Source organism: Sutcliffiella rhizosphaerae (assembly GCF_917563925.1).
In the GTDB taxonomy this organism is placed as follows: domain Bacteria; phylum Bacillota; class Bacilli; order Bacillales; family Bacillaceae_I; genus Sutcliffiella_A; species Sutcliffiella_A rhizosphaerae.
Genome location: NZ_CAKJTJ010000027.1, coordinates 1 through 13,098, shown reverse-complemented (window position 1 = coordinate 13,098; position 13,098 = coordinate 1). Strand labels below are relative to the sequence as shown.

Here is a 13,098-nt window from a genome sequence, read left to right as displayed (position 1 = left end):
TTTTTTAATGAAATATGTAAGAAGGTTGCAACCAGTATCTTACATTTAATATTATAAAAAAAGTAATTAAACATTTCAATATTATTAACAAAATATTCCTAAAAGAATGTCAAATTACGTCTAATTGTGAAGTAGAAATATGTTCCTGTTATGGAGTAACATGAGACGTTTTTGTATAAATTTATGGTTAAATAAACATCTATTGGAGTGCCAGCGAAGATATCACTACTACTAACTAATATTTTGTTGCCTGCTTTAAAAGATAAGTTAAAGGATTATGGGAATTCAATGTTAGACGAAGAATCCCTTAATCAGTTAGATGAAGTGCAAGCGACATTTCAAAGGTTGGCTTGTTTCTTTGAAGCACCAGGCAAAGAAAGCTTTGATATTGCTTCACTCTATCATCATTTAGATAATGATTGGTTAGAATTAGCGCTGGAATTGATTACAGAATACTTTCGAGAAGATACGTATTTAATAAAAAAGTCATCTTATTCTTTAGTCAAAGATGGTTCTGACTATTACAGTTTGAGTCAATTTGCTGATTATTTGAGTAAGCAAGGTCTACGATATGATCGTCAAAAATTAAATCTTTATTATGATCGTGGGAAAGTTCAAGTACCTGATTTAATAATTGGAGGAAAAAAGTATTGGTCGTTGAACACCTTCGAAAATATTGCGAAAATGAGCGAACCAGAGCTTCGGGAGAAGAGGTGGACAACAAAATCTTAAAGGGGTAAGAAAAAAAAGATTATCGATTCTTTTTTGAGGACGGCAGCACTACAGACTGATCAAAAAGCAAACGAGGCTTTTTGTCATTCTGTACGTGTCGCTGTGCTACTAAATGATTCGTTAACTACGGTATATACGGCTCATTCTTCTCCTACATTCCGTAAGTTCCTAATCCATTTGCCTTTGGCCGCACCCCACGAGCCAAAAATCTAAACATTAGAACCAAAAGCAGTTACAAACTAGCTCTAAACTTTGTTTTGCTAGAAAAAGAAGCTTCTGTTTCCAATCATGAATATGTACGTCTTAGTAACATAGCGTCTTAAAGGTGCACAACAGTTGCCTTTCAGGCAACGATCATCTTTGGAGGTGAGTATGTGATTTGTTTTTATTGTGGAACTGAAAATAAAGAATCAGCAATTCACTGCGAATTTTGTGTTGCTCCACTAAAGAAAAAGCGTCCAAAAATGAAAGAGTCGGTTTACCTAGAACAATGTGAATGGCCGTTTGATGAACTATTATTATTCCATACATATGATTTGTTGGTACTACTTCAACTAGTGAGAGAAGAACGGACGAAAGCTTATAATCTTTTGAGAACCTTGCAAAAGGCTAATGGTGATATATTAATAGATTCGGAATCTTTGAGCTTTGCAAAGGCTAAATAATTTCATTATACGGGTCGAATGAAGGTGCTTGAAGGTATCCTAAAAGATCGTCGTATAGGCTAACACCAAAACGAGTAGATAAGAAACTTTTAAAGAGTTTAGAAGTGAAAATGAAGAAAGAAAAGAGTACAGTAGATATTTACCATATAAGTCCTTAGCAAATCCTTTAGAAAAGGAAGTATAGAGAGTTATTTTTCCCTCAAAAGCAAATACTACTATTGAGGTGAAGAAAATGGATCTAGCAACAAAAGGACAAATTGTCCATTTAAAATCAAAAGTGGTGGACTTGGGATTGAAAGTAGGAGAAGAGTGGGAGCACTTGCATTCTCCTGAAAGTTGGATAGAGGACATTTCATATATCTAAAAAATGCTGGATGAAATGGAGCCAAAATAAACTCGAAGTTTAATTTTAGATTTAGAAGAAAAGCTTTTGGTATTTGATAATTAAATGATCTAATTCTTCACTTAATTTGATTATGTGAGGATCTTGTAGTCCTTTAATCAAACCCAGTTCAATTAATTCTTTTCTTCGGTTTTCAATAGCGAGAAGTAATTCATTTTGAATGATAATAGTCATATTAGTCTCCTGAGGAAATATAAAGGGATTATATAACATATTTTGTAATAAAATTACACAAAAGGGAATGGATTCGACAAAATAACCATACAATTGACAAAATTAATATTTAATAGTGACTAATTATGTTAGAAACAAAGTAGACAGTCATGAAAGAATAGATTATAAATTAAAGAAAATAATGCTTTCATTTCGTAATATCAATTGACACAAAAAAGCCCACAAATTAATGTGGACAAGTTTATCTTTTAACCCATATATTTACTTTCTTCTGATTTACTCCGGTCATTTTCTGCGATGTACCTTTAAGATATCTCCGTAATGTTACATATGATACTCCAATTTCCGTTGCAGCAGCTTTAATTGTTAGACCACGTTGTTTGATTGTTTGCTCTAATGTACTTGGAGTAAGTTCTACAGTAAGAGAGTTTTTAGTGTCATCGTCTAGGAATAATGAAGTTTGCTGGTAAACGATTTTCTTTTGATTCCTTTTCTTAACTGTATCAAGTGGAACGATGTTAATGTTTAGATTTCTCCAAAAGGATACATACCATTTCTTTTCTCCTTTTGAAGGCTCGTCAAATGAAGAAGCATATTCCCAATAATCAAAAACATTATCAGCTTGTAGAGCGTTTAAAATTTCTTCAAAACGTTCTTTTAAGTTTCTTCCTTTATAACGAGGAGAAATTTGCATTTCACCTAGTAAGGTATTTACTTTGAAAGATTGATAGTTTCGGTTAATCGTTTGAATTTTCCATTGAAAACTTAAATAACGCATCAAACGTTTCATTTCCCGTTGAGCATGGTGGTTATATTTAAAGATTTGCTTATCTAAATAGCCTAAGGTCCCCTTCCGGCCGTCTAAAAATGGTAATAAAATTTTGGAAGGCTTTATTTCTAACTCATAAATACCTAATACTTTTTGGGTTGCACTATCGCGGGCGATGCTTACTTTGCCTATATCAAACATCTTATGTAAGTTTTCAATATCCAACTTTTCTTCTTTTAATGAAGTTTCATCATATATTTGAATGCTTTCTGTCCCCGTTAAGACCCATAGGCTTGTGAGGGCACCAATACGCTGCATAATAGAGAAGCGATCACGATTACGAAATGGCTCATTAGTAACCTGTTTTTTTAAGGCGAGTGCATCGTCACTATGGAATGTTATATATCCATCTTCTGTTTTCGGAGAGACAATCCATTGATAGGTAATAAGATCAAAAAGATCAGCTGTAAGTTCATCTAGCGAATTTATAGCAGATCCTATCAATTCATACCACAATGCTTGTTTTTCTGAATAACTTTCCTGCTGCATCAATTCTGATGGTTTGAACTCCACTAAACCATGTACATTGCCTTGACGGTCCTGTATGGGACTCCGATAGGTACCATTCTCCATTTTTTCGTAGTTCTTATTCTTTGTTACCATGTCACGAAGTAAATGGTACTGACTAGAAGAACTTGTATAAATATAATCATCATCTGAAACAGTCTCATTAACCTCTACTTGTCCCTCGCTATGTTCTTCGTAAAGTTGGTAATACGACCCATCTCCAACAGCAATAATGGTGTCTCGGTATTGTTGTAAGGCTTCACGAATCATTCGTAAAGTTATAGGTTTTCCAGGGTAGAGTTCTTCTATAAAAAAGGAATATATACGTTGATAAGACTGATCATTTTCATGTTGCCATGCATGTTGTAATTCTTCAGAAGAATGAAAGATTGGTTGGCATTGTTCAAAAATAACTTTTCTCAAAAGGGTATCAGATAGTATTAGGGTTTCGGGAATTTGTTTGGTAATCACTTTTTCACTTCCCATCTATTAATCATACTAGCATTATAACAAAGGTGATCACTCTTTTGGTAAAAATGATCATATTTGACCAGAAGTGTTCTTTAATGAGAGCACATCATTAAAATTATTAAATGCTAACAATACAGGACATTACCTTCATATTTGTTGGGATATAGGGCAAACTAGGGAAATAATAACCTAGGGAGCCATCTTAAATGAATGTATCTGACAAATATACTATTGTAGAATTGAAACTAAAAGTTTTATATATCGTAGATTACTTAATTCATGACGAACTTTATACGAAAGAGCATGCTGCTAAAGGGTTAAAAAAATTAGTGGATTATCTAGATGAGATGAATCAAAGCTTGTCGTGCAACAATTTAAATGATTAGAGTATCGTTTTTTATCTGTGAGCAATCAAAAATATAAACACCATAAATAAATAATGCTGAATTAATATATTTTTTGTAATTTATACATTAAATAAGTGTAGTTGTTAACACGTCCTTTTCTTTATAGTTGCATTTGTTACAAACAACTTCAATAAGAATTTATTGATCTTAAAAGTGTATGTATTACATTAGGAGCTTTGCTTGATGAAGAAAGAATATCAGTTCATAAATAACAAGACATAGTTTGATAGAAATGATATAGCAATAAAATACAAATAATTGTAAATTATAGATTTTTAAAAATAGAATAAAAGAAGTTTTTCTCTATGTAAAAATTTTTAAAAAAGTATATAATTGGATTATGATGACTACTAAAATGAAAAATAAAAATGAAACTTATGAGTTGATTAAAGCATTAATTATTGGTGGCATATTAGTTGTGTTAGTTCGGTTTTTTCTTTTTTCACCTATTGTAGTAGACGGAGAATCCATGGTACCAACTTTGTTAGATGAAGACAGAATGATAGTAAATAAATTACGAATAGGAGAGTATGATCGTTTCGATATCGTAGTATTTCATGCTTCACAGAGAAAAGATTTCATAAAACGTATAATAGGATTGCCAGGAGACAGAATTGAATATAAAAATGATAAACTTTATATTAACGGTGAATTTTTTGAAGAACCATACTTAGAAGAACTAAAAAAAGAATCCCTAGATTTTATAACGGGTACGTTTCAATTAGAAGAAACTCCAGGTGGGTATCTTGAGGTACCCAAAGGACATGTTTTTGTTCTGGGGGATAATAGGAAATTTAGTAACGACAGCCGACATATAGGAGTAATACCTATAGACGAAATAGTAGGAAAAGCACAAATTGTATATTGGCCATTTGAAAGATTACTGATAGTTAACAATAAATGAATATAAAACAAACTTGATATTGTATAACAGGATCTGATACCTGTCACAGTAAAATGTAAGAAAAAGAGACCAACAAATTGCAGTGAATTTGTGGTCTCTTTTTGCTAATTTGATTTGTGGGCTTTTAGTAACGTTATGTGTCGTATTTGAAGTAAATAGTTTTCTGTTGTCTGAGGAAGTGAAGTTCAAGTTAACATTATTAACAAGTTTGCTAGCAAAAGTGTCTATTATTTATTTGTACTTTAATAAATACATGTGTGTCCATATTATATGAGGATTTAATTATAGAGGCTTAATGAGGAATTTCTTAATCTGCAAATGAGATGAAACTCATCTTCATTTGTATATACTTAATAGTATTTAATATAATTATTGACGATTTCGTTATAATTATTTACATTATTTTTAATAACAAAGTTAATACTACTAACATTACTATCATTATTGTTAGTATTGTTAGTAATGTTAGTAATAGTATATTTTCATTTAAGTGTTGTTAAATCATTGTCTTTTTCATGGTAATCGACGAATTAGTATTTGAAATTTTGTATATATACTCTTTTGTTTTCTTTTTGCGCTTGGCTAAATCATTCAGGACCTCATGGACATCTTTACCCAAATAAAATCCAACATACGTTTTTAACTGTTCGTTCAGATCTCTATTGAGAAGACTTGTTGGTACCATTAATAGTAATGTTATTATTATTATGATTAGTATTTTAATAAATGTATTTATTAGTATTTTTATCATTAGAAATAATGTTATTTTTAATATTAGTTTTGCTATCAATTTTACTATTGTTATTATTATTTTATAAATCATAATCATTCATAAAACATGAGCTACTATTCTTATTTTTTATAACTGATTTTATATATTTTTGTTGCTGTTTTTTAACACTAAGTATCAACTCATCTACACTAAATATAAGTGAAAAAAAAAGCTATTTAGTTGTGCGCTTAACTAGATCATTTAAGAGCAGCCCCAGCAAAATTTGTTAAAGTCAGTCTTAATATTCGCTCAGAGTATTTGCTATTGCATCATTGATAGTGCAGTTATCAGTGCTATGGTCATTAGTTTCAGTGTTATGTCTACTAATGTGAGTATTGTTTTAATTAATAATATTTTTACTAGCAATATGACTATTAATATTGTTATTTATATTGATATTACTTAGTTGTTCTTTTAGAACTGATTTTATATTAATATTGCTATTATTGAACACTGAGTTGCAACGCATCTACACTATATAAATTTAAAAAGGGTTACTTTCTTATTCTGACTTTACTAAATCGTTTGGGGCAAAACCACCATGAAATTATTATAGGATGACGAGATTTTTCATGTAGAAGAATACCAAAATATTATTAGCGATGCTACCAGTACTATTATTATTGATAGTATATTTGTTAATTTTACTCCTAGCATATCTATATCGAAAACTTCACTACATATACAAAATAAAAGTCTGCCAAAGGGAATAAGAAATAGAACCATTGAAATTAAAGTGAAAATAAATCAAAAACTAGCAAAAAAAACCTCCTTTAAAATATTAGGGAGGTAAAAATTTCAGTAATGTAACTTTAATAGTCAATTTATTTCTTTTCTAATAGACCGTTATCCTCAAAAATGCTTCTTAAAATATCATTCAGAATTTTAGATTTATATCCTTTTGTTTTCTTTTTACTAGCTTTCTTTTTGCGTTTAGCTAGATCATTTAGGACATCATGTACATCTTCATCCAAATAAAACCCAACATACGCTTTTAGAGGTTCGTCTGAATCTTCACTCAGAAGATTTGCGATAGTACCATTAATAGTATGGTTATCAGTCTCATGGTCATTAGTTTCGGCACCATGTTTGCTAGCATTGTCATCATTAGAATTTACGTTGTTTTCGTTATTATTTTTGCTAGCATCTTTACTATCGTTATTGCTATCTTCAAAATCATAATCATTCATAAAAACATGAGCTGCTGAATTATTTTTTTTAGAATTAATCTTATCTTTAATTTTGTTGTTTTTGGACACGAAGTTTCAACTCCTCTACAAAAGGTACGTAAAATTCAAGTGCATTGTCTAATTCACTGTTATTCTCAAAACCTTCTAGAGCTAGCCTTCTAGTAGAAGCTCTTCTTTTAATAATAGATTTAAAGGCCATGTTGGGATATTCCTCATCAACGGACTCTTTCATAGGTTCATTTTCTTTGGCTCGTGAATCTATCAAACTGAAAAGGATTCCGGCCACTTCTAGTTCAGGATTATGCCTTTCCTGTGAAGCTTCAATAATATCTAAAAACTTTTGAATGGCGAAATATGCAAACATAGAACCATCAAACATTATGACTGCATAACTTCCGGCAGGTGATTTAGCGCAAAGTGGTAAAACTGTTTGTTCACCTAAAGCTGGTGGCGTATCTATAATAATCCAATCATAGTCTTCCATCACAGGTTCCAAGGCTTTTTCCAATGCTTGATAATCCATTTTCTTCTGGTAAAAATGCCTGGATAGTGTCGCTAAAAAATCATTTGATGGTACTAGACTAAGATTGTGTTTGATGTTAATTATGTACGGGCGTACATCACCTTCTATAATTCCTTCTAAAATGGTTTTGTTTTGAAATGCATTACAGATATCGTATTCACCAGTTAAAAAGCTTGTAAGGTTTCCTTGTCCATCAAGATCAATTGCTAATACCTTGTCAGTTTTACTAAGAATATGTGCGGTAATCCCACTTGAAGTTGATTTAGAACAACCGCCTTTTGAAATTCCAAATGTAACTATTTTGGCTGTCATATATTCTCCTCCTATCAATTATCTAGCGTAAGTTAATTAAATGATAGCACGTTTATGGAGGGGATTCATCAATAATATGAAAGAAGTTAATAATAATTGTATTAGTATTAATTTTATTTCTATAATTAATACTATCACTTATATTACTAGAAATAGTGTAATTATTGTTAATAGTAATATTACTAGCATTTTTAATATTTATTTTACCAAAGTTTGTGTTTAGGATCTGTAGCTTGATAGCTATTACAATATCCTTAAAATAAAAAAACATTTCAGCATGAAATGAGGGAGCTATGTCAAAAATGCCCTAGGATTAGTTCCAAAGACCATAACTCCCTGAATCACTTACCTGTCCATTATGTAAAATACAGATAAATATAAATTTATAGGCCCCCTTTTATTTGAGATATTTAAATAGTGTTTTGGCAAAGTTTTTGGAATCCTCAATTTTCAAAACACTTAATTTCGTAGAAGTGTTTTTCTTTAATATTACCGCTAGTTCTTTTTCTAGCTTTCGAAGTTCAATTTCATTTAAGGGTAAGTGCATGTTTTCTCCTTTCCCTAACTATAATTTAGTACAAAGAATACTTTTCCTTTAAACTTAGAACGAGATTACTTAAAAAAAGGTTTAGGTTTTTTGCCCAAATTTATATAATAATCATTTCTTGGACTAATTGAAGGTTTTTAATAATTATTCACAGTGTGGAAATTATGTCATATCTTTTTCCTTTTACTTGTACTAAAGAAAAATAAGGGGGCTATAGGAAGGTATAAAGCATATCTTAGACAGATGAGTTTACTTAATAGGAATTTGTTTTTCACCTCAAGTTGGTAAGGAAAATGGTACGGGTAATAAAGAAATACTAACGCTATTAAGGGGTTTGAATTTGTATATAAATATAAAAAAAGGTCCTTATTATCGTAAATGATAATATGAACCTTTTTATTTATTTTAGACTAGGCTTTGTCTAGTCTCGTCTTAGTATTAATCTTTAAGTGTTCCAGTTACTTTCACTGCGTCACTTGAACCTCTATTAAGGTTTCTTGCTATAAGTGAAATAAACTTTCCAAGCAATCCAGCATCAAAAGTAATATTAACAGTAACATTGTAATGGTTTTCCACTTTTATGTTGTTTCCACTACCGTCTTGGATAACATACTGTACTCCGCGGTTACCTCCAGAGAAAACATTTTGTTGGTTTCCAACTACAGAACCACCACCAATAATATATTCTCGTGCAAGTTGTTTTTGTTCTCCAGGGTTAAGAGTTGTGTTATATGCAGTATCTGCTGAAGCTCCAGCTGGAAAACTAGAGAAACCTAATATTAATGCAATAGCAATGAGTAGGGATTTTATTTTAGTTTGTTTTTTCAATTTTTTCCACCTCCTTATATTACTAGAGTAATACACTAATAGCACAGGAGAAATAGAAAACAATTAAGAGTAAACTAAATTTTTGTTAATATTGTCAATTTTTAGGCAGTATCCTTTGTTTTTATGATAAATTAGTAATGTAGGTGTTTGAACATTTATTTCTATTTTTTCTCTTAATTTTTTTATGCATACATATAAAGAAGAAGGTGAAAATAAATCTAACTTTTCTAATAACGTTTCGGTACTAACAAATTTATTTTCTAGTTTTAATAGATAGTATAATAATCTGAATTCTAAATTAGTAAGCATATAAGTTGTATTTCCAGCTATTATGCAATGTTTCTCTATAGAAAAAACAACATTATTATTTAATCTATAAAAATCCCTATTGACAGTTGGATAATTATTAAACACAGCATGTAAATTTATTAAACTTGTACAGGTTGTAATAATGTTATCAGAGTTATTAAGTAGTATTACTGGTTTACTATTACAGTGTGAAATATTAAAAAGATCTTTAAAACAGGTGTAATCCCAGAGCAATAGTAAACAATCTTTATCCTCTAAAGAACTTTCTATTTCAAATATTAATTTTAAATTTAATTTGGAGTAGAAGGTTTCCAGTAATTTAAACAAATTTGTATTAGTGGTAAGTACAGAAATATATTGACTCATTTTTTACCCCTTATATATGTATTTGTATTAACTCAAAAACTTACTTTAATGTAAAAATATACAAATCGTTCCTTAATCATACTCTAAAAAATATTGAAAGTGAAGTGTAGTTTTATGTTAAAAAAATACAGTTTTTTAGTAATACTTTTTCTTCTACTTACGGCTTGCACACCAGAAACAAAACCTGTAGTAATTGCTACAATTTTTCCAGAGGATTTTGAAAACTCTATTTATATGAATGAATATAATCAAGATGTTGAAATTCGTTCTATACTCTCAAGTATTGATGAAGTAGATCAACATTGGCATAATTTAGATGATGTTATTAACAATTATATTAAAGAGAATAAGGACGTTGATATTGTTTATGGATTTCCTAATTACTACCTGCAGGGAATTGTTGATGAAGGGAATATTAAACAACTTAATGGACTTTTAGATGAAAGCATATTAAACAACATAGCTCCCGCTGTAATGACACCTATAAAAAAAGCAGGAAATGATAATATTTATGGTCTTACGCCTATGTTTCAAAATAATGTATTAGTATACAATAAAGATATTTTCGAAGAGTTAAATATGGAACAACCCCAAGATAGTTTAAAATGGGAAGAGCTTTTAACTATAGCAAATAAAATAAACAATACCTCAGAATATAAAGGTTTGACGTTAGGTTATGCCACAACAAACAGTGATTATTTTTATATGATCCAAGGTTTAGCTGATCCGATAGATAGGATTGAAAATATTGGTGGAAAAGCAGTCGTAAATAACGAAGTTAATAGAAAGTTTTGGAAAATATTTGCAGATATTTATAAAGAAAATGAGAAAGTAACGACTGAAGAGTTTATCAAAGGAGAAGTAGCTATGTCTATTTTCCCTATTGGTCAATTAATTGATACAGAAATTCTTAAGTATTATTCAAGTGATGTTGATATATCTAAATGGGGAATAGTGGAAACACCTGTGTTTGAAGAGAATAAAGGTGGAAGTGCTTATACAGATACTATGTTTATTCTATCATCATATAGCAAAAATGATAACGCTGTTAAATTTTTAGAATATATTCATGGAAAGGAATTTGCCGTTTCTTTGGTAAATTCTGAAATGTTTCCAAGTTATTGGGATAACGAAATAAAGTCTATATTTATGGAAAAATATGATGTTGACCTTTCAGCTGCATATATGCAACCTGGTGCTCTATCGAGTATTCCTCCTTTTGAGGGAGAAAGAGTTAGAGAAATTGAAGCTGTAGGAGCTAAAATTTTTGATCGTTATCTTAGTGGGGATGGAAACTTAAATGATTTACTTATTGAATATGAAGAAAGCATAAATTAAAAGGGAAATCATTATTAATATTCATTTTAAAAGGATAGAAGAAAACAATATCTTTTAGGCTATATATTATAAGGTTCTGCATACCTAGGGTAAGTCAGAACCATATATATATATATATGGTTAGAAAAAATCCGAACTAATTCAACATACTGTAATAGAATAATGAATTAGTTCAGATTTTTCTTTAGAATAATATTTTTGTATCGTACACATTGTAAGTGAAAAATTAATCAAAAACTAAGCGTCTTGGATGCCCTTAACCATTCAACGACTATGGAACGGCATATTTAAAGAAATAAGATTTGCCTACTAAATTGGTAATTATGTTAATGTTACCAGTCTTCGTCTTTTTTCTTCTATGCTATTGCTAAAATTTACGTTTTTTATGTTAGGTTATTTCAAATAAAAAGTTTATGTCGAATAAGAACACTAACCTATTTATTGTCAGCATCAAATAGGTACTTGATTACTGACAAATTAATCAATGAAAGTTCCTATTATTCTAACAGCAACTCTTGTTCCTTTGTATAAATTCTTCGCTTTTACAACAAATGTTTTTCCAAGAGAATTTAGATTAAAGTCGAATTCAACACGGTTGCAATAACAAGTTCTCACTGTATGTTGATTGCCTGAAGTATCTTCAATAATATAAGACACCCCATTACCACCACCTGAATATATAGGATTTTGAGTACCTTGTAGCTTTGCATTTCCCCAAATAGCTTCCCGAGCAATTTCCTTCGTTTGACCTGGATCAAGAACAGTATTATAAGGAGTATCAGCGGAAGCTGATGTGGGAACTGCAATGCTTGTTGCAACTGCCCCAGCTAATATTAACATTTTTATTTTAGGGTTCTATAATAAATGTTGGGGTTCCTACACAATTGGAAGACATAAAAAATGCACGTAATCACCCAGTCTAATATACTTGAATTGTCGAGAAACAAGTATAGATTGGAGATACGTGCATAATGAATTCTAACATAAAGCTCCCAGGATTTGAAGAAGTGAACGTGATGAAATTGGAGGAAGTGGAGGAAAAGCTCACTATACATGTAGAAATGCCTGTAAAACCCCATCTTTGCCCATTATGTAAGTCACCCACAGAAAAAATTCATGACTATCGAGTACAGAAAATCAAGCATTTAAAAATATTCGAAAGGCAGACGCTGCTTTTCTACAGAAAGCGCCGTTATGTCTGCGAGTGTGGAAAAAAGTTCGCCGAGAAACCCCCTCTTGTGAAACGGTATCAGCGTCTATCCGTGGAATTAAATCAGGCAATTAAAATCCGCAGTATTAAAGGGAAAACCTTTAAAGAAACGGCGGAAGTGTATGGGGCTTCTTCGTCCACGGTAGTCAGAAGGTTTGACCAATTGGCGGAGAGTACGGTAAATGAAGAAGCAAAAGAGCTGCCGAAAGTCATCGCAATTGAGGAGTATAAAGGGGACACGAGAGAGGGAAAGTACCAGCTCATCATCGCCAATGGAATAACGAAAGAACCAATTGATATTCTTCCAAACCGCTATAAAAATACCATTAAGCATTATCTTCGAAAGTTCGGTGCCAAGGTGGAAGTAGTGGTCATGGACATGAGCCACTCCTTTAAGGCGACTGTTCAGCAGGCGCTTGGAAAGCCGGTCATTGTGGCCGAATTCGCAAAGGCTGTCCAGACACTAAAAAACTGGCAGATAGAGATATTTAATAGCTTTAGCTATAACTATTCCAACGGCTTTTTAGAGGGGATTAACAACTTAACGAAAGTTATGAAACGGAACGCTTTTGGTTTTAGAAGCTTTCAGCGTTTTCGAGCAAAAATACTCT

Annotated in this window: 14 protein-coding genes; 7 read left to right on the top strand and 7 right to left on the bottom strand. The window is 31.1% G+C overall.

Annotated features, from left to right (window positions below; translation table 11 throughout):
- The first annotated feature begins 207 nt into the window (after nucleotides 1–207).
- The 3 genes from LRP81_RS17820 to LRP81_RS23255 all read left to right on the top strand — a co-directional run bounded on the left by LRP81_RS17820 (nucleotide 208) and on the right by LRP81_RS23255 (nucleotide 1,761).
- Nucleotides 208–732: a hypothetical protein gene (locus LRP81_RS17820; RefSeq protein WP_230503636.1), complete on the top strand. Its 525-nt coding sequence runs from the start codon at nucleotides 208–210 to the stop codon at nucleotides 730–732.
- A gap of 374 nt (nucleotides 733–1,106) precedes the next feature.
- Complete coding sequence (locus tag LRP81_RS17815) at nucleotides 1,107–1,397, top strand: hypothetical protein (protein ID WP_230503634.1); 291 nt, start codon at nucleotides 1,107–1,109, stop codon at nucleotides 1,395–1,397.
- A 232-nt stretch (nucleotides 1,398–1,629) separates the two neighbouring features.
- The gene (locus LRP81_RS23255) at nucleotides 1,630–1,761 is read left to right on the top strand and encodes a hypothetical protein (protein WP_263458264.1); all 132 of its coding nucleotides are present in this window, start codon (nucleotides 1,630–1,632) and stop codon (nucleotides 1,759–1,761) included.
- A 51-nt stretch (nucleotides 1,762–1,812) separates the two neighbouring features.
- Here the strand turns inward: LRP81_RS23255 and LRP81_RS17810 are convergent, their stop codons facing one another.
- Nucleotides 1,813–1,974: an aspartyl-phosphate phosphatase Spo0E family protein gene (locus LRP81_RS17810; RefSeq protein WP_230503633.1), complete on the bottom strand. Its 162-nt coding sequence runs from the start codon at nucleotides 1,972–1,974 to the stop codon at nucleotides 1,813–1,815.
- 241 nt (nucleotides 1,975–2,215) lie between these two features.
- Entirely contained in the window at nucleotides 2,216–3,781 is a 1,566-nt protein-coding gene (locus tag LRP81_RS17805; protein ID WP_230503631.1) for a hypothetical protein, read from the bottom strand.
- 206 nt (nucleotides 3,782–3,987) lie between these two features.
- Here LRP81_RS17805 and LRP81_RS17800 point away from each other — a divergent pair, with 206 nt between their 5' ends.
- A complete protein-coding gene (locus LRP81_RS17800; protein ID WP_230503629.1) occupies nucleotides 3,988–4,167 on the top strand; it encodes a hypothetical protein in 180 nt (59 codons plus the stop codon).
- A gap of 376 nt (nucleotides 4,168–4,543) precedes the next feature.
- Nucleotides 4,544–5,092 carry a signal peptidase I gene (gene lepB, locus LRP81_RS17795; protein WP_230503627.1) on the top strand — a complete coding sequence of 183 codons (549 nt, stop codon included), beginning with the start codon at nucleotides 4,544–4,546 and terminating at the stop codon, nucleotides 5,090–5,092.
- 1,596 nt (nucleotides 5,093–6,688) lie between these two features.
- Here lepB and LRP81_RS17790 read toward each other — a convergent pair.
- From LRP81_RS17790 to LRP81_RS17775, 4 genes are all read right to left on the bottom strand, one after another.
- Entirely contained in the window at nucleotides 6,689–7,123 is a 435-nt protein-coding gene (locus LRP81_RS17790) for a hypothetical protein (RefSeq protein WP_230503625.1), read from the bottom strand.
- Nucleotides 7,101–7,889, bottom strand: a complete 789-nt coding sequence (locus tag LRP81_RS17785) for a ParA family protein (RefSeq protein WP_230503623.1) — start codon at nucleotides 7,887–7,889, stop codon at nucleotides 7,101–7,103. The genes LRP81_RS17790 and LRP81_RS17785 overlap by 23 nt, the downstream gene beginning before the upstream one ends.
- A gap of 985 nt (nucleotides 7,890–8,874) precedes the next feature.
- Nucleotides 8,875–9,264: a hypothetical protein gene (locus LRP81_RS17780; RefSeq protein ID WP_230503621.1), complete on the bottom strand. Its 390-nt coding sequence runs from the start codon at nucleotides 9,262–9,264 to the stop codon at nucleotides 8,875–8,877.
- Between the two features lie 63 nt (nucleotides 9,265–9,327).
- Nucleotides 9,328–9,939: a winged helix-turn-helix domain-containing protein gene (locus tag LRP81_RS17775; protein ID WP_230503619.1), complete on the bottom strand. Its 612-nt coding sequence runs from the start codon at nucleotides 9,937–9,939 to the stop codon at nucleotides 9,328–9,330.
- Nucleotides 9,940–10,053: 114 nt separating this feature from the next.
- Between LRP81_RS17775 and LRP81_RS17770 the strand changes: the two genes are divergently transcribed.
- A complete protein-coding gene (locus LRP81_RS17770) occupies nucleotides 10,054–11,277 on the top strand; it encodes an ABC transporter substrate-binding protein (RefSeq protein ID WP_230503617.1) in 1,224 nt (407 codons plus the stop codon).
- 477 nt (nucleotides 11,278–11,754) lie between these two features.
- Here the strand turns inward: LRP81_RS17770 and LRP81_RS17765 are convergent, their stop codons facing one another.
- Nucleotides 11,755–12,117: a hypothetical protein gene (locus LRP81_RS17765; RefSeq protein WP_230503615.1), complete on the bottom strand. Its 363-nt coding sequence runs from the start codon at nucleotides 12,115–12,117 to the stop codon at nucleotides 11,755–11,757.
- A gap of 131 nt (nucleotides 12,118–12,248) precedes the next feature.
- On the opposite strand from LRP81_RS17765, the gene LRP81_RS17760 reads away from it, so the two are divergent.
- The coding region (locus LRP81_RS17760; RefSeq protein WP_230503613.1) for a transposase at nucleotides 12,249–13,098 on the top strand (850 nt) is incomplete at its 3' end.

Bases quoted from the DNA above. Each gene is read 5' to 3' on its own strand.
- LRP81_RS23255 (WP_263458264.1), top strand. From the start codon at position 1,630: ATGGATCTAGCAACAAAAGGACAAATTGTCCATTTAAAATCAAAAGTG.
- LRP81_RS17810 (WP_230503633.1), bottom strand. From the start codon at position 1,974: ATGACTATTATCATTCAAAATGAATTACTTCTCGCTATTGAAAACCGA.
- LRP81_RS17800 (WP_230503629.1), top strand. From the start codon at position 3,988: ATGAATGTATCTGACAAATATACTATTGTAGAATTGAAACTAAAAGTT.
- lepB (WP_230503627.1), top strand. From the start codon at position 4,544: ATGAAAAATAAAAATGAAACTTATGAGTTGATTAAAGCATTAATTATT.
- LRP81_RS17785 (WP_230503623.1), bottom strand. From the start codon at position 7,889: ATGACAGCCAAAATAGTTACATTTGGAATTTCAAAAGGCGGTTGTTCT.
- LRP81_RS17775 (WP_230503619.1), bottom strand. From the start codon at position 9,939: ATGAGTCAATATATTTCTGTACTTACCACTAATACAAATTTGTTTAAA.
- LRP81_RS17770 (WP_230503617.1), top strand. From the start codon at position 10,054: ATGTTAAAAAAATACAGTTTTTTAGTAATACTTTTTCTTCTACTTACG.
- LRP81_RS17765 (WP_230503615.1), bottom strand. From the start codon at position 12,117: ATGTTAATATTAGCTGGGGCAGTTGCAACAAGCATTGCAGTTCCCACA.